Below are 15,870 nucleotides of genomic sequence, written 5' to 3' on the forward strand. Positions count from 1 at the left end.
CCGATGGGACCTCCCGATGGGCCCTAGGGGCGCCTGCGGAAGTCGTACCTGCCCGGCAGCGGGTCGTCCGACAGGGCCGCCCACACCTGGCCGATGGTCTCCTCGCCCTCCCGCAGGTCCGCGATCTCGAAGCCGTCGGTGAAGACGGCGAGCGCCGCGGCGGCCTCACCCTCCGCGAGCAGCAGCCGCGCCTCGATGAGGCGGAAGCGCCCCGTCGCCCGCGTGCCGGGGTGCAGCCGTGCCCACACGGCGCGGGCCGCCTCGTGGCGCCCCACGGCGAGGAGCGCGTCGAGGGCCTCACGGCCGAGCGCCGCGGTCGCCGCGACCCACACGGCCCCGTCGTCACGCCGCTCCGCACACAGGTCGTCGAAGGCCTCCGCGTACCGGTCGGCGGCCCGCTCCCCGTTCCCGGACTCCCGGTCCGCGACGGCCAGGCAGCGCAGCAGCGGCCAGCGGGACGGCGCGAGCGCGAGCCCGCGCTCCCAACTGCGCACCGCCTGCCCCAGGTCCCCGGCGTGCCACTGCGCCACACCGAGGTGGTACTCGGCGTGCGGCTGTGCGGGCGCGGTCTCCAGCATGTCCCGCCAGTGCCGGGCGACGAGGGTGGGGCCCGGTGGCGCGACCCGCCGGGGCTCGGGCACGGCGCCGCTGTGCAGCAGTTCGAGCCACGGCTCCTGCTCGGGCCCGAGCGTGGCCTCGGGGAACGGTGTGCCGGGCAGCTCGTACCGGGCGCGCAGCACTTCGAGTGCGCCCCAGCCCGAGCCGGTGGCGAGGACTTCGCCGGGTTCGGTGTCGGCGTACGGCCGCCACCGCTCGTACGCGGTGGCCACCGTCCGCGCGGGCAGAGCTTCGGCGAGCCGGGCGCCCACCTCGCTCCTGGCCGCCGCCCAGTCGTCGCCGTACGCGGTGTCCGGTGCCACGGACAGCGGGCCGTACGCCTCGATCCACGCGAACTCGCTCTCCGCGTCGAGCCGTACATGCTCCTGCTGGGTGCGGGCGAGACCGGCCTGGATCTCGGCGTAGCCGCCGGTGCCCGGCTCGGTCAGCCACTCCTGCCAGCGCCGCCCGCCGGGTCCGCTCCCCCACACGAAGAGCTTGCGTCCGCGCAGCAGGGGCGTGGACGTCTGCACGAGGCCGTGTCCGTCCGCGCCGACGGCGGCGATCCAGGGGCGCGTCCCCTCGGGCACGTCGTAGAAGTAGTCGGCGGAGAACTCGCCGCGCGTGGGATGGGTGCGGTCCACGCCTTCGTGCTCGGGGACCGGAACCTTGCGCAGGGTGTGCGCGTAGCCGTAGTGCCAGGCCTCGTCGGCGGGAGCGAGCACCCTGCGGTCCTCGGGCACGGCGGTGTTGGACCACCAGTAGACGGGCACCGGCTTCTCGTGCGGATTGCGGATCCGCACGCCGACGTACAGGAAGTCGGAGTCCGCGGGCAGCCACAGGTCGACCTGGAAGGGGGTGTCCCGCAGCCGCTCCCACTCCCACAGGCGCACCATCTCGCCGCCGTCGGGCGCGCTCACCCTGGCGGCGTGCAGCGGTGCGCAGGACAGCGCGGTGTGGCCGGTGGCGCCGATGTTCCACTCGACGCCGCCGGAGTACCAGGCGCCGTTGAGCGCGAAGTGCGCCGGCTGGAACACCGGGTTGCGGTAGAACAGTTCGCGCCCTGTCGCCTTGTGGAAGAGGGAGTGGATCCGGCCGCCGAGGCCGGGGAGCACGGTGACGCGCAGCCGCTCGTTCTCGATGACGATCGTCTCGAAGTCCGTGGGGGTGCGCTCGCGGCCGTAGCCGTCGCGTATGCGTGCGGGCAGCACGGACCGCAGCGGTTCGTACGCGAGCTGCCGCGCCATGTCGCGCGGCAGCGCCTCCCTCTCCCGGTCGTCGACGCGGTGCACCCGGGCAGGCGGCTTCAGCGGCGGCAGCGGGTTGTCCGCCCCCAACCGGGCTGCCGGCAGGGTCAGTACGTCACGGCGTACGGTCGTCGCCAAGGCGCCCTCCTCGGTTCACGGATGGTGCCATGGAACACGTTCGGCGCCGCCCCGGCCAGGCCGCCTGCCGGTCAGGACGGTGCGAAGGCCGCCACGACGACGTCGGTGAGCACGTCGCCCGCGGCGCCGTCAGGGTCGAGGTCGGGGTCGTAGATCGTGACGTTGAGGCCGACGCAGCGCGGGGAGCGCACCAGCGGGCGCAGCAGTGCGAGGAGTTCGTCGGGGTGCAGGCCGTCCGCGTCGGGGCTGTCGACGGCCGGCATCACGGAGGGGTCGAGGACATCGGCGTCGAGGTGCACCCAGAAGCCGTCGAGGGCGGTGTGCTCCAGGCTCTTGAGCGCTTCGCGGGCCACGTCGGCGGCACCCCACTGGCGCAGTTCGCCGACCGTGACCGTGGGTATCCGCAGGGCGCCGAGCTCACCCCGGTCCTCGTCCTCGTCGCGCATCCCGAAGAGGCGCACGTCCTCGTCGCGCAGGTAGGGGCGCAGGCCTTCGATGTCGGTGAGGTCGTCCTGGCCGCGCCCGGTGGCGAGTGCCAGCTCCTCGCCGCCCGCGGCGCCCACGTGCTCGGAGTTGCCCGGGTGGCGGAAGTCGGCGGACGCGTCGATCGCGGCGAGCCCGTACCGTCCGATGCGGCGCAGCGCCAGGGACGCGCCAAGCTGGATGGAGCAGTCGCCGCCGAGGACGACGGGCAGGTCACCGGCGCGCACATGCCGTTCGACGCGGTCGGCGATGCGCGGTGTGTAGGCGGCGATGGCGGCCGCGTTGAAGACGCCGTCGCCCTCCTTCCAGTCGCCGCGGTCGTAGCGCGGCGGCACCACGACGCCGCCCTCCACGGCGTTCAGACGGCGCAGGATGCCCCGTTCGCGCAGGGCGCCTGCGAGTTTGTAGCAGCCGGGGACGGTTCCGGGGGCGGGCGGGCGCAGGCCCAGATTGGAGGGGGCGTCGATGAGCACGGTGTTTCGCATGCCGCCATCCTCCGCGACCGGCACCGGCTCCCTCAACGCCCTTTCCCGGCCGCCTGGCGGGCCGTCATCCCGGTGGTGAGAGCCCACCGCTGGTGGTCGCGCCACGCGCCGTCGATGAAGAGGAACTCGGGTGAGAAGCCCTCAAGACGGAACCCGGCGCCGCGGGCGAGCGCGATGGAGGCGGCGTTGCCCGGCTGCACGTTGATTTCCAGACGGTGCAGCCGCAGCTCCCCGAACGCGTACCGCACCACGAGCCCGAGCCCTTCCCGCATGAAGCCGCGCCCGGCGGCGTGCGCGAAGGCGCCGTAGCCGAGGGCGCCGCTGCGGAAGCCGCCCTCGACGATGTTGTTGATGTTGATGAACCCCGCGAGGGCGCCGCCCGCCCGTTCATACACGAGGAACCCGGCCTTGGCGGGGTCCTCGATGAGCCCGTCCGCGTAGACGGCGTACTTCTCGACGGTGGTCGGCGGGAACAGCCAGGGCCGGTGCAGGGCGCGGCTCTCCCGTGCCCGCCGGGTGAACTCGACGCCGTCGGCGCGGGTGTACGGGCGTATGCCCACGCGGGGTCCTTCGGCGAGGATGACGGGGTGCATGCGCAGCATCCGGCCACGCTACCCGTCGGTGCGGGCCCTCACGCCGGTCGCCCGCGCGTGACCGCGGTCACCGGCGGCGGTTGAGGAAGAACGCCCCGCACAGGGCGCCGATCAGGCCGGTGCCGAGGAGCGCCATCCACAGCGGCATGGTGACTTCGGGGATGAGCAGCCGGATCTTGGTGCTGCGGGTGTTCTCGAAGATGAAGACCAGAGTGAGGACCGCGATCACCGCGACGGCCACCCGGCCTGGCGTCATCAGCTCGCCGATGCCGCCCTGCCGTGCCGTGGACGGCCCCTGCGAACCGCCCTTGGAGCTCTTGGGGCTCATGTGTGGACCCTTCCGTTCCGTCGGAGCGCCGGCCGCACCCCCGGGTCCAGCATGGGCAGCCGTACGGGATCCCGCGCGGTGGGTGTCGCCGGACGCGGGGCGTGGTGGGCCGTCCGGGTGACGGCCCGCCCCGGGGCGTCCGGGTGACGGCCCATCGCAGGCCGTCCGGGTGACGGTCCATCGCAGGCCGTCCGGATGGCGGTCCGCCGCTCCGGCTCACCGCACGACGGGCAGCCGCAGCTCGCCCGGCTCCCCCCGTCCGTTCGTCACCGTCACCGGCTTCACGCCCCGGTTCCCGATGTACGCCGCGTCGCCGGCCGCGATCACGAACTGCAGCCGGTGCCCCGTGTCGTACCGGTGCACCGTCCCGGGCAGCGTCAGCGTGAATGCCTCGCGCACATCGGGCACCCGCACCGGGGCGACGAGGCGTCGCACCAGCGTCCTGGCGCCGTTCGGTGCGACGTCGTACAGCTTGGCGAAGAGGACCAGTCTGTCGGCGGCGTCCGTCGAGCCCTGCACGCGTTGGGTCGCCGGTGAGTGGACCCGGAGTGTCGCGCGGGGCGCGCCGACGACGTCGAGGGGTGCGGTCAGCGGCGCGGTCGTCCAGCTCAAGTAGGTGTTCGTGGTGTCGTGCGGCGGCGGGTCGGTCAGACCGATCAGGCCTGCGAGCGAACTCTCCGAGTGACTGGTGGGCATCGGCAGGTTGCGGTATGTGCGGCTGCCGGGAACCACATCGCCGGGACGGTCCACGAGCTTGCCGTCGCCGGACAGGTGCAGGGTCCTTGTGGGCGTGGGGACGGCGGGCGCGGTGGCGTAGGTGCGGGCCGGGTCGTCGATCCAGTCCTGGTGGTAGGCGAAGTCGGGGCCGGTGCCGGCGCGCCGGTCGTGGCGCAGGTACCTCTCGAACCAGGCGAGGATGCGCCTGCCGACGTAGCTCGTGTCGAGGGTGCCGTCGCCGAGGTCGAGTTCCCCTGCCGGTGGTGTGTCCATGCCGCGGCTGTGGCCCCAGGCCTGCCAGATCATCTTGGCGGGGGTGCCCTGCCGCTTGAGGGTCCGGTACGTCGCCGCGGCCTCGTTGAGGTTGAAGAGCGTGTCGGCCTGGCCCTGGACGAGCAGGGTGGGGGCCTCGACCTTCGGCAGGTAGGAGACGGGTGACACGCTGCGCAAGTAGTCCAGCACGCGGCGGGTCTCGGCTGCCGGGTAGCGGCCGGAGTTGAGGGTGCGGAAGGCCGTGCACGCCTGGGTGACGAAGTGGAGGCAGTCAAGGGCGTTGAAACGGGTCGGGTCCAGGCCCGGCACGGCGAGCGGCTGGCCCTCGCCCGTCGCGTGGAAGCCGTTGATCCACTGCCACTTCGCCGCCCCCGGTGCCTCCCGGCCCGCCCCCGCGGGCTCGACGGCGCTGTTGGGCGCGAGCGAGTACGCCAGGTCGTGCCAGGTGATCAGCGGGACCAGGGCGTCGACGCGGTGGTCCACGGCGGCCGTGGCCAGTTGGACGGCTCCGCCGTAGGACGCGCCGAGCATGCCGACGCGCGGGTCGCCCCGGCCGTCCCGGGTGACGAAGTCGGCCACGGTGCCGTCGTCGGCGGCGCGTGCTCCGGCGAGGAAGTCGAGCAGCCCGGAGGCCGCGCGGCCGTCGATCTCCGGGTCGTCCAGGGAGATCAGGCACCCCGAGGCGCCGAAGCCGAGCCCGGAGTAGACGAGTCCGACGTAACCCTGTCCGGCGACCGCCTTGCCGAGGGCGGCGGTGGGGACGTCCGACTTGTTGCCGCCGAACCCGTTGGTCGCGAGGACGGCGGGCGCGGGGTGGGCGCGGTCGACGCCCGCGGGCCGGTACAGGTCGGCGTCGACGGTGCAGTTCCGGCCACCGGCGGGGACGGTGAACCTCAGCGGCGTGACGCTGTACCCGCCGGTGCCCGTCCGTGCGGCGGTCCGCCCGTCCTCGTGGGCCCCGGCGACGGGGGCGGCGAGCACGAGCGGTGCGAGCAGCGCTGCCCCGGCCAGTGCGGTGAGCCCGCGGCGCAGGGCACGCCACCTGCGGCGGGTCGGGCCCACCCCGGGAATCGCTCGGGTTGCTCGGGATACACGGAATGCGAGGACCTTCACGCAGAGGACAACCGCCTACCGCCGGGTAGGTGTCGGCTCGGGGCTCACGCGGCGAGCGCGGGCACGTCCAGTCGGAGCATTCCCGTGTCCGCGTCCAGCTCGCCCGGCACGCCGAACGGCACCGTGAGCGCCCCGTCGCAGTGCCCGAAGCCGAAGTCCTCCACGAGCGGTACGCCCAGATCGCCGAGCCGGTCGAGCAGGACGGCGCGCACGGCGTCGTACGGACCGCACTCCTCCCAGGAGCCGAGGGCGATCCCCGCGACCCCCTCCAGCCATCCGGCGCGAAGGAGCTGCGTCACACAGCGGTCGAGCCGGTACGGCTCCTCCCCCGTGTCCTCGATGAACAGCAGCCCGCCCCGCGCGGACCGCCGCGCCGCGGGCACCCCCAAGTCGGCAGAGAGCAGCGAGAGGCAGCCGCCGAGTGTGACCCCGCGTGCCCTGCCGCCCACCAGGGTGCGGCCGGGGGAGGCGATGACCTGGACCGCCTCGGGTTCGAAAAGCGTGCGGCGCAGGTGTTCCTGGGCCTGCGCGTTCTTGAGGAAGTCGGCGCCCGCGACCATCGGCCCGTGCAGGGTCACGAGGCCGAGCCGGAGCGCGAACGCCTCGTGCAGCGTGGTGACGTCGCTGAACCCGAGGAACACCTTGGGCCCGGCCGCGCGCAGGGCGTTCCAGTCCACGAGCTCCACCATCCGCGCGGCGCCGTATCCGCCGCGCGCGCAGAACACCGCCGACACCGACGGGTCGCACCAGGCCCGCTCCAGGTCCCGGGCCCGGTCGGCGTCGGTGCCCGCGAGGTAGCCGAACTCCGGGTGCGGGTCCAGGACGTGCGGGGCGACGACCGGGTCCAGGTCCCAGCCGCGCAGGAGGTCGAGCCCCGCCTGTAGCCGGTCCTCGGGTACGGGCCCGCTCGGGGCGACGACCGCGACCCGCGCGCCCGGCAGGAGACGCGGGGGCCGGGCCAGGGGGGCCGTGGGGGCGGCGTTGTTCACTTGGCCAGCTCCAGCGTCGGCGTCCCGCCCGCCGGGTCGAGGCGGAACACCTGCGCGTACAGGGACAGCTCCGCCTCCAGGACCCGGATGACGGTCTCCGCCCGCCGGAATCCGTGCCCCTCCCCCTCGAAGGCGATGTACGCGTGCGGCACGCCGCGCCGCTCCATGCGCTCCAGGAGCAGCTCGCACTGGGCGGGCGGACAGATCACGTCGTCCAGGCCCTGGAGCAGCAGGAACGGAGCGGTGATCCGGTCGGCGTGGCGGGCGGGCGACCGCTCCTCGTACCGGCTCGGCACCTCGGCGTAGGGGCCGATGAGGGTCTCCGGATACTGCGACTCGAAGTCGTGGGTGCCCCCGTCGCGCCAGGAGTCCAGGTCGAGGACGGGATAGAGGATCGTGCCGCAGGCGTACACGTCCGTGGTCGCCAGCGACGCCGCGCTCGTCCAGCCGCCCGCGCTGCCCCCGCGGATCGCGAGCCGCGCGCGGTCGGCGGTGCCCTCGTCGGCCAGGGCGAGCGCGACGGCCGCGCAGTCGTCGACGTCGACGACGCCCCACTGCTCCCGGAGCCGGTTGCGGTAGGCGCGGCCGTATCCCGTGGAGCCGCCGTAGTTGACCTCGGCGACGCCGATGCCGCGTGAGGTGAAGTACGCGATGGCCAGGTCGAGGACGAGGGGGGCGCGGCCGGTGGGGCCGCCGTGCGCCCACACCACGTACGGCGGCAGTTCGTCGCCGGGCGCGAGGTGGCCGGGGTGGTGCGGCGGGTAGATGTGGGCGTGGATCTCGCGTCCTTCGGGGCCGAGGAAGGTGCGGATCTGCGGTTCGGGGTAGTACGTGGGGTCGACGGGATCGTCGTGTGCGGCGCCGATGACGCGGGCCCGCCCGGTGCGGGTGTCCAGCTCCACGACCTCGTAGGCGCTGCGGGGGCTCGCGGCGATCCCGGCGACCCGGGTGCCGTGGGCGGCGAGCGAGGCCGACCACTCCGACCAGGGCCCGGCCGCGTCGACGACCTCGCCGGTCTCGGGGTCGAGTATGCCGAGCGCGGTGGCGCCGGTGCCGTGCACGACGGCGATCAGGCCGCTGTCCAGGGGCGCGAACCAGCTCAGGCCGAGCTGCCACAGCGGTCCGCCGAACTCCTCCTCGCGCGGGCACAGCGCGAGCGCCGTGCCGTCGGGTGCCGCGCTGTCGGGTGCCGCGCTGTGGGGCGCCGCGCTGTGGGGCGCCGCGCCGTCGGGTGCCGCGCGGTACAGGTTCCACCAGCCGGTGCGGTCGCTGACGAACAACAGCCGTCCCTGCCGGTCCCATTCGGCCTGGACGACGGACTCCTCGGGGCCGCCCGCGAGCACCCGGGGGGTGTCGAAGGTGCCGTCCCCGCGGACGTCGGCGACCAGGAGTTCCGTGCCGTCCCACGGCATCCGGGGATGGTCCCAGGCGATCCAGGCGACCCGGGTCCCGTCCGGTGCGAGCCGCGGTCCCGTGACGAAGCGGTGCCGACCGTCGGACAGCTCCCGCACGGCCGGCCGGTCGTCGGCGGCCGAGCCGTCGAGGGGCACGGCGGCCACCACCCGGCGGACGTCCGTAGGCCGCTCACCGGTGAACTCCTCCAGGACGCACCACACTTCGCCGCGGTCCCCGTGCAGGCGCAGATCGGCGAAGCGCAGCCCCCCACCGATGGCGGACAGCGGCGTCAGGGGTCTGGGTTCGCTCTCGGGTACGTCCGGTTCGTACGCGTAGAGGCGCTGGTCGGCGTAGTCGGCGAAGACGAGCAGCGGCCCGCGCGCATCGCCCGCGCGGGCGTCCGCCGCCCAGGGCAGGCCGCCGTACTCGATGACACGGCTGCGGACGTCCCACGGGGCGGGGAGCACCGACTCCTCGCGGCCGTCGGGGCGGCGCCGCACCAGGGCCCGCCGGCCGCCCTCGGTGGGGCGTGGCTCCGTCCACCACGCCTCGTCCCCCACGAAACCGACGAATGCGGGACTGCCGTCGTGGGCCGCGGCGAGCGCGGCGTCGATCGGGGACAGCCACGAGCCGTAGGGCTTGGTCTGAGCCATGTCGTCCATCTCCCCCAGGGGTCGGTCGGGCCGTGCGCTGAACGCGGTCAAGCCGTACGCAGAAAACGGTCGAGTACGCGGGTGCCGAAGTGCAGCGCTGCCACCGGCACCCGCTCGTCGACGCCGTGGAAGAGCGCCTGGTAGTCGAAGCCCTCGGGCGTCCGCAGCGGCGAGAAGCCGTAGCCGCGGATGCCGAGCCGCGAGAACTGCTTGGCGTCGGTGCCTCCCGACATGCAGTACGGAAGGACGTGGCCCTCCGGCGCGAACTCCTGGACGGCCGCCCGCATCCCGGCGAACGTGGGCGTGTCCACCGGCGCCTGAAGGGCCACCTCCCGGTGATGGAACTCCCAGTCGACGTCCGGTCCGGTGAGCCGGTCAAGGGTGATGCGGAACTCTTCCTCGCCGCCCGGCAGATATCGGCCGTCCACATAGGCGGTGGCCTCCCCCGGGACCACGTTGACCTTGTAGCCGGACGTCAGCATGGTCGGGTTGGCGCTGTTGCGGACCGTGGGCTCGACGAGCGCGGCGGTGGGGCCGAGCTTCTCCATGAAGGCGTCGACGTCGAAGCCGGGCGCCTCCGGGTCCGCCTCCAGACCGTACAGTTCGGCGAGTGCGACCAGGGCCGCACGTACCGTCGGGGTGAGCCGCACCGGCCAGCGGTGTTCGCCGATGCGGGCGACGGCGGCGGCGATCCGGCTGACCGCGTTGGCGCGGTTCACCTTCGAGCCGTGTCCCGCCGTGCCGCGGGCGGTGAGCTTGAGCCAGCCGGTGCCGCGCTCGCCCGCCGCGATCGGGTAGAGCTGGTTGCCGCGACCGTCGTGGAAGGTGAAAGCGCCGGACTCGCTGATGCCTTCCGTGCAGCCATCGAACAGCTCGGCGTGCTTGTCGGCGAGGAAGCCGGAGCCGTCTAGCGCGCTGGCCTCCTCGTCGGCGGTGAACGCGATCACGATGTCCCGGCGTGGCCGCACTGCGGCCCGCGCCCAGCTCCGGACGACCGCGAGGATCATCGCGTCCATGTTCTTCATGTCGATGGCGCCGCGCCCCCACACGACGCCGTCGCGGATCTCCCCGGACAGGGGGTGCACGCTCCAGTCGGCGGGCTCGGCGGGGACGACGTCGAGGTGGCCGTGGACCAGGAGCGCGTCCGCGCCGGGGTCGGTGCCCTCTATGCGGGCGACGACGTTGGTGCGGCCCGGGGTGCGTTCCAGGAGCTTCGGTGCGAGACCGGCCTCGACGAGCCGTGCCGCGGCGTACTCGGCGGCGGGGCGTTCGCGACAGGCGCCGTCACCGTGGTTGGTGGTGTCGATGCGGATGAGCTCGGAGGTGAACCGGACGACTTCGTCCAGTGCTCGCTGGTCGATCTGGTCAGCCATACTGCTCCTCGACGGCGGCGCAGGCGATCGTGGTGACCGCCTTGAACGTGCGAATGCCTTCGTACATGGTGTCGCTCGTGTACGCGACCTTCCGCTCCGCCACGCGCCGCACGCCCGGGACGACCGTCACCGCCATCGACAGGTGCTCCGCGTCGAACTCGACCTCCACCGTGAAGGGCCCGCCGGCCACCGGTTCGTGCCGCACGGCGAGGGCCGCCGCGTCCCTGGCGGCGGCCCGGATGCCGGCCGCCGTGCGGGCCGGGGTGCGGCAGATCGCCGCGTACCGCGACACATGGTCCTTGACGGCGACCTTCAGGGCGCCGGGCGCGTAGCCCAGGGCGTCCTCGCAGGCCAGGTCGTCGCCGGTGACGAGGACGACGGGCACCCCGTACTCCGCGACGACATGGGAGTTCAGAAGCCCCTCGCTGGCCCGGACACCGTTGAGCCACACACCGGTGATCTGGTTGGCGAGATAGGTGTGCGCGAGGACGCCCTCCATGCCGGCGCCCGCGTGGTAGCCGACGAAGGCGATGCCGTCGACGTCCGCGTGCTGCGCGCCCTCGACCATGGAGAGCGACTTGTGCCGCCCGGTGAGCATCTCGGCCCGCTCGTCGAGCTGTTCGAGGAGCAGATTGCGCATGGTCCAGTGCGCCTCGTTGATGAGCACCTCGTCGGCGCCCCCGTCGAAGAAGCCGAGCACGGCGGCGTTCACGTCGGAGGTGAACATCGACCGGCACCGCTCCCACTGCGGTGTGCCCGGCAGCACGTCGGCCGGCCAGGTCACACCGGTGGCGCCCTCCATGTCGGCGCTGATCAGGATCTTCACGTGTCTCTCCCTACCAGCAGGCAGGTTCACTCTAGCCTCGCGGTTTCACGGGTCGTACTCCCGCAGGCCTCACCGCCGCAGAGCCGGGGCGCCCAGGGTCCGTGCACTGTCCGCCGGGCGGTCCGCCGGGCGGGCGGAAACGCGGCCCGGGAACCAGCGGCACACGGCCGCCGCCGTGCCCAGCATCACCCCGGCGGAGACGAACGCCGTGCACGTCATGCCGCTGACGAACGCGTCCTCGACGGCCGCCGTCAGCCGGGCCCGCTGGACAGGGGGCACCCGTGGCGCGAGAGCCGCTGCTGCCAGCACGTTGTCCTGCCCGGCTTCGCGCAGCCGCGCGGGCAGTCCGACCCCCACGAGCGAGTCGCGGAACCTGTCGGTGTAGACGGTGGCCAGCAGCGATCCCTGTACCGCGACGCCCAGCGCGGAACCGACCTGCCGGGTCGCGTCGTTGACGGCCGAGCCGAGACCGGCGCGTGCGGCGGGCATGGCGTCCATGACGGCCACCGTTCCCGCGAGGGCCACCATCCCCGCGCCCACGCCCGCGGCGACCTGGAAGACGACGAGGTGTGCGTAGTCCGAGCCGGGCTCGGTGCTGGTGAGGAAGAGGAAGGCGGCCGTGAGCAGTCCGAGGCCGAGCACGATCGTTGCTTTTTCCCCTTTGGTGCCGGTGAGGAACTGCCCCGCTCCCGCGCCGGCCGCCAGCGCCGCGGGCAGCGGCAGCGTGCGTACCCCCGCCTCCCAGGGCGTGTGGCCGAGGACGCCCTGCAAGTAGAGGGTGAGCACGAACAGCGTGCCGAACAGGGCGAAGGACGTCAGTGCCAGCGCGACGGCGCCCATGGGGACACGGGCGTCGCGCAGCAACCTCAGCGGCAGCATCGGGTGGGGGCAGTGGCGCTGCTGGAGTGCGAACAGCGCGAGCAGCAGGCCCGCGAGAGCGAACGCGCCCAGTACGGGCCGGCTCGTCCAGCCCCTGGCGGGGCCCTCGATGATCGCCCACACCAGGGTGAGCAGCCCAACTGCCGACAGGCAGGCTCCGCGTACGTCGGTCTTCTCGGTCTGCGGCGCGCGGGACTCGGGTACCAGGAGGAAGGCGAGGGCGATCGTGAGGGCGGCCAGGGGGAGGTTGAGCCAGAAGGCGGCGCGCCAGGAGAAGTGCTCTACCAGGAGGCCGCCGATGACGGGGCCCGTCAGCCCTCCCGCGCCCGCGACGGCGGTCCACGCGGCGATCGCGCGCCGCCGCAGCCGTGGCTCGGGGAAGAGGTTGCTGATGAGCGAGAGCGTGGCGGGCATGAGCAGCGCGGCGCCCGCGCCCATGCCGCAGCGGGAGGCGATCACCTGCCAAGGCGTCTGTGCGAGCCCGCCGAGCACCGATGCGGCCGCGCAGACCGCGAGACCGCAGGTGAACGCCCGTCGCCTGCCCATGCGGTCCGTGGCCGAGCCGGAGGCCAGCACGGTGCCGCCGAGGACGAGTGCGTAGCCGTCGACGATCCAGTGGATTTCCGTGATGGAGGCGGACAGTTGGCTCTGCAGTCCTGGCACGGCGACGTTGAGGACGGTGAGGTCCATGCCGAGCAGGAAGAGACCCAGGCACACCACGGCGGTCGCCGCCCAGGGCCCGTGCGGAGCGGTGCCCTGAACCCGTCCGCGCGTCACGAAGCCCGCACAGCGGTGCTCGGCAGCGCGGCGCGCAACGCCGTCATGAGCTCCTCGACCACGGGTTCGGGGCGTGCCACGACGTAGTGGTGGTCGCCGGGGAACAGCCGGGGTGTGCGGGGCTCGGCCAACAGCTCGCCCCACTGCGCCAGTTGCCCGGCGCTCGCCACCGCGTCGGCGTCACCGCCGAAGACGGCGACGGGGACCTGGAGGGCGGGTTCGTGGCCGTGCCGGTACTGGAGCATCGCGACGAGGTCGGCCAGCAAGGGGGTGTAGGCGTCGGCGAGCAGCAGCGGGTCTCGCAACAACTTCTCCGAGATCGGCCCGGTGATCATCGTCAGCGCCTCGGGCCCTGCCGCCATGCCCACCCCGACCAGCTCCCGGAAGGCTGAGGTCTGCGGTGCCGCGGCTGCCGAGATGCCCAGCAGGGCCGGGAGCGTCTCCTCCCCCCGGCGCAGCACGCGCGCGGTCTCGAAGGCACAGAGCGCACCGAAGGAGTGCCCGAAGAACGCGTACGGACGCCCGTCGTTCTCGGTGGCCACCAGCGCGGCCAGCGCGGCGAACAGCGCGGCGGGATCGGTGAGCGCGGGTTGCTGAGCCAGCGGGCCTCGCCCCCGGCAGTTGCACGGCGCACAGCTCCACGTCGTCCGGCAGCAGCGGAACCCAGGGTGTGTAGTAACCGGCACCCCGGCCGGCGGGCGGGAAGCAGTACAGCCTGACCGGCGCCGCCGGCCTGGGCGCGAGCACCGTCAGCGCCGGTCCTGCCGGGTCGATGAGTGTCGCGGTCATGACTCTCCTCGAAAGGTCGTTCGTGCAGGGGGCAGGGGTGAGGTCAGGGGGTGGTCGTACGGCCGATCCTGGGCAGGGCCCGCCGCGCGAGCTCTGCTGGACACACGACGGCAGCCAGCTTGCGCACCACGCCTGTGCAGGATCGATCCTGCAAGAGCGGAACGCGGAGAGGCGAAGCACAAGGAGTGAACCCGGTCGGCCAGATGGTCTCGGCCGTATGCACGTCGTGACGCACGCACGCCGTGACACATGCACGTCGTACCGCACGCACGTCGTACCGCACGCGCCGCGTGACGCACGCACGCCGTACCGCACGCACGCCGTACTGCTGTCAGCGCTGACCAGTCACTGTTCTCCGACACCCCCGGACCAGCCTCGGTGCTGTCACTGGTGGTGCCCTATGACCGCCCTATGACCGCCCTGTGACCAGCCACCTGGACGGCAGCTCGATGCGGCTGCCGTCCGCCGCGAACTCGGTCGTCAGGAGCGGCAGCTCACCGCTCGCGAACACCGTCAGGCCCGCCTCGCGGACGAACGCGGGGACGTCCGCGTCGGCCACTTCGCCCGGCGTGAGGCCGTGGGCGAAGACGGGGACCAGCTTGGGCGGCGGTCCCCCGGCGCCCTGGACCAGGCCGCGCAGGACGGGGCCCGCGGCCTCGGCGAGTTCCACGGCGCAGGCCCGGCCGCGCTCGCCGAGGAGCACCGCGATGCAGTCCAGGAGCGGCTGCCGGTCGGCGGGCTCGCACTGGTGCAGGACGCCGCGCATGTACACGTTCACGTCGCCCAGTTCGGCGTGCAACTGCTCGACCTCGCTCCGCTCGGCGGCGTCGAGCTGGCGGAACTCGGCCTGACCCGCCGGGTCCGCCGCCCTGGCGTGGGCGACGGCGGCGGCCGACAGGTCCACGCCGAGCACCCGCGGGAAGCGGTCGGCAAGGAAGCGGGTCTGGGTGCCGTTGCCACAGCCGAGGTCCACCAGGGGCAGCCCCGGGGCGGTCATGTACGGCTTGAACAGGGCCAGGTGGCGGCCCGCGGCGAGGGCGGGCTCGGAGTCCCAGAAGACGGCGCCCGCCTCCGGGGGCGCCTCGCTCCAGAACCCCTCCCACGCCTCCTGGTACCGACTAGTGACGCCCATGCCCAACTCCCCGGAGATGCGACTGGCGTCGCCGAGGCCGGCGACAAGATCGGTCTACCGCTCGCGGGGGCGCCCGACAAGTCACCCGGCGCACACCTTCACCGCGCTTTCGACCCGCGCTCGCCCGGCGCGCGCGTGGCCCAGGGTCTGTCGCCCCTTGAGCACTCCGTCCGCGCGAACGCCGACCGTCTCGGCATGGCATGGCATGGCATGGCATGGCATGGCATCGGCAGCAGTACCCGTGGGCATGCCGGGTGGCAGAAGGCGAGTCCCGGCGCGGTTGGTGTCCGTCAGCCTTGGCCGACGTCTTCGGATGCCGCCCGGGCGATGGTGTCCGCCACCGTTGTGCATGCGAGTCGGGCCACGGAGCGCAGTTCGGCGTCCGAGGTGCCGGCACGGCTCAGTACGGCCAGCGACTGGTTAACGGCGACGACGAACGTGGCGAGTTCGTCGAGCGTGCGGCTGTCGGCCGAGGAGCCCGCAAGTGCCGCACGTACCCGCTGGCGCTGCAGGTCGAGCAGGCCACGCACCTGCATGCCGTTCTCCTCCTTCAGCGTCGGTGACTGCGCGGCGGACTGGGCGACGAGGCACCCCACGGGGACCGAGGGGTCGGCGATACGGCGGAGGGCGACGTCGAAGAAGGCCTCGACGGCCCGCGCCGGGTCACCGGGGTGTGCCGCGAGCGCCTGCTCGTACTGCGTACCGTAGATCGACGCGTAGCGGTCCAGGCACTTGCCGAACAGGGTCTCCTTGTTGCCGAAGGTGCCGTAGAGGGAGCCGCGGCCGAGGCCGGTGGCCGAACCGAGAGCATCGAGTGAGGCGTCCGCATAGCCGCGCTGCCAGAACACCCTCATGGCCTGGTCCAGGGCCGCGCTGATGTCGAACTGCTTCCGGCCGGACACAGCGCCCACCTCCTTCTGTACGTCCCCGCTGTGAGCCTACCCGCATCCTGGATCGATCGGTCAATCTATCTTTGACCGATCGATCCAGGATGGTTAGCGTGGGCTCGGAAGCGTGCACACGGGCGCCGCTCCCGTCGCGTCCACCGCGCTCGCGGGTCCCGCCCCGGCCGGCATGCCGAAC

At 73.3% G+C, this 15,870-nt stretch carries 13 protein-coding genes; all 13 read right to left on the bottom strand.

Annotation, left to right across the window (positions count from 1 at the left end):
- Nucleotides 1-23: 23 nt before the first annotated feature.
- Nucleotides 24-1,982 carry a DUF5107 domain-containing protein gene (locus tag IG78_RS0109220; protein ID WP_030561002.1) on the bottom strand — a complete coding sequence of 653 codons (1,959 nt, stop codon included), beginning with the start codon at nucleotides 1,980-1,982 and terminating at the stop codon, nucleotides 24-26.
- A gap of 71 nt (nucleotides 1,983-2,053) precedes the next feature.
- Nucleotides 2,054-2,950: an arginase family protein gene (locus IG78_RS0109225; protein WP_030561004.1), complete on the bottom strand. Its 897-nt coding sequence runs from the start codon at nucleotides 2,948-2,950 to the stop codon at nucleotides 2,054-2,056.
- Nucleotides 2,951-2,982: 32 nt separating this feature from the next.
- A complete protein-coding gene (locus IG78_RS0109230) occupies nucleotides 2,983-3,552 on the bottom strand; it encodes a GNAT family N-acetyltransferase (protein WP_030561006.1) in 570 nt (189 codons plus the stop codon).
- A gap of 58 nt (nucleotides 3,553-3,610) precedes the next feature.
- Nucleotides 3,611-3,871, bottom strand: coding sequence for a LapA family protein (locus IG78_RS0109235; protein WP_030561007.1), 261 nt, complete (start codon nucleotides 3,869-3,871; stop codon nucleotides 3,611-3,613).
- Between the two features lie 216 nt (nucleotides 3,872-4,087).
- Nucleotides 4,088-5,923 carry a CocE/NonD family hydrolase gene (locus IG78_RS0109240; protein WP_225881930.1) on the bottom strand — a complete coding sequence of 612 codons (1,836 nt, stop codon included), beginning with the start codon at nucleotides 5,921-5,923 and terminating at the stop codon, nucleotides 4,088-4,090.
- Between the two features lie 95 nt (nucleotides 5,924-6,018).
- Nucleotides 6,019-6,963 carry a S66 peptidase family protein gene (locus IG78_RS0109245; protein WP_030561011.1) on the bottom strand — a complete coding sequence of 315 codons (945 nt, stop codon included), beginning with the start codon at nucleotides 6,961-6,963 and terminating at the stop codon, nucleotides 6,019-6,021.
- A complete protein-coding gene (locus IG78_RS0109250; protein WP_030561013.1) occupies nucleotides 6,960-9,020 on the bottom strand; it encodes an LpqB family beta-propeller domain-containing protein in 2,061 nt (686 codons plus the stop codon). Before IG78_RS0109250 ends, IG78_RS0109245 begins: the two co-directional genes overlap by 4 nt.
- Nucleotides 9,021-9,058: 38 nt before the next feature.
- Entirely contained in the window at nucleotides 9,059-10,384 is a 1,326-nt protein-coding gene (locus IG78_RS0109255) for a M20/M25/M40 family metallo-hydrolase (protein WP_030561014.1), read from the bottom strand.
- Entirely contained in the window at nucleotides 10,377-11,210 is an 834-nt protein-coding gene (locus IG78_RS0109260; RefSeq protein ID WP_030561016.1) for a M55 family metallopeptidase, read from the bottom strand. The genes IG78_RS0109255 and IG78_RS0109260 overlap by 8 nt, the downstream gene beginning before the upstream one ends.
- 69 nt (nucleotides 11,211-11,279) lie before the next feature.
- Nucleotides 11,280-12,866 (bottom strand): MFS transporter, encoded by a 1,587-nt coding sequence (locus IG78_RS0109265; RefSeq protein ID WP_051852456.1) that lies wholly within the window; start codon nucleotides 12,864-12,866, stop codon nucleotides 11,280-11,282.
- A complete protein-coding gene (locus tag IG78_RS41840; RefSeq protein WP_078964734.1) occupies nucleotides 12,863-13,552 on the bottom strand; it encodes a thioesterase II family protein in 690 nt (229 codons plus the stop codon). Before IG78_RS41840 ends, IG78_RS0109265 begins: the two co-directional genes overlap by 4 nt.
- A 512-nt stretch (nucleotides 13,553-14,064) precedes the next feature.
- Nucleotides 14,065-14,787 (bottom strand): class I SAM-dependent methyltransferase, encoded by a 723-nt coding sequence (locus IG78_RS0109275; protein ID WP_030561020.1) that lies wholly within the window; start codon nucleotides 14,785-14,787, stop codon nucleotides 14,065-14,067.
- A 290-nt stretch (nucleotides 14,788-15,077) separates the two neighbouring features.
- On the bottom strand, nucleotides 15,078-15,689 hold the full coding sequence (locus IG78_RS0109280; protein WP_030561022.1) for a TetR/AcrR family transcriptional regulator: 612 nt from the start codon (nucleotides 15,687-15,689) through the stop codon (nucleotides 15,078-15,080).
- Nucleotides 15,690-15,870 lie beyond the last annotated feature (181 nt).

Origin of the sequence: Streptomyces aureocirculatus, from assembly GCF_000720475.1 — a bacterium.
Taxonomy (GTDB): domain Bacteria; phylum Actinomycetota; class Actinomycetes; order Streptomycetales; family Streptomycetaceae; genus Streptomyces; species Streptomyces aureocirculatus.

What these genes read in the sequence shown, in the direction of transcription:
- IG78_RS0109235 (WP_030561007.1), bottom strand. Translation starts at nt 3,871, where the DNA reads ATGAGCCCCAAGAGCTCCAAGGGCGGTTCGCAGGGGCCGTCCACGGCA.
- IG78_RS0109275 (WP_030561020.1), bottom strand. Translation starts at nt 14,787, where the DNA reads ATGGGCGTCACTAGTCGGTACCAGGAGGCGTGGGAGGGGTTCTGGAGC.
- IG78_RS0109255 (WP_030561014.1), bottom strand. Translation starts at nt 10,384, where the DNA reads ATGGCTGACCAGATCGACCAGCGAGCACTGGACGAAGTCGTCCGGTTC.
- IG78_RS0109250 (WP_030561013.1), bottom strand. Translation starts at nt 9,020, where the DNA reads ATGGACGACATGGCTCAGACCAAGCCCTACGGCTCGTGGCTGTCCCCG.
- IG78_RS0109230 (WP_030561006.1), bottom strand. Translation starts at nt 3,552, where the DNA reads ATGCTGCGCATGCACCCCGTCATCCTCGCCGAAGGACCCCGCGTGGGC.
- IG78_RS0109225 (WP_030561004.1), bottom strand. Translation starts at nt 2,950, where the DNA reads ATGCGAAACACCGTGCTCATCGACGCCCCCTCCAATCTGGGCCTGCGC.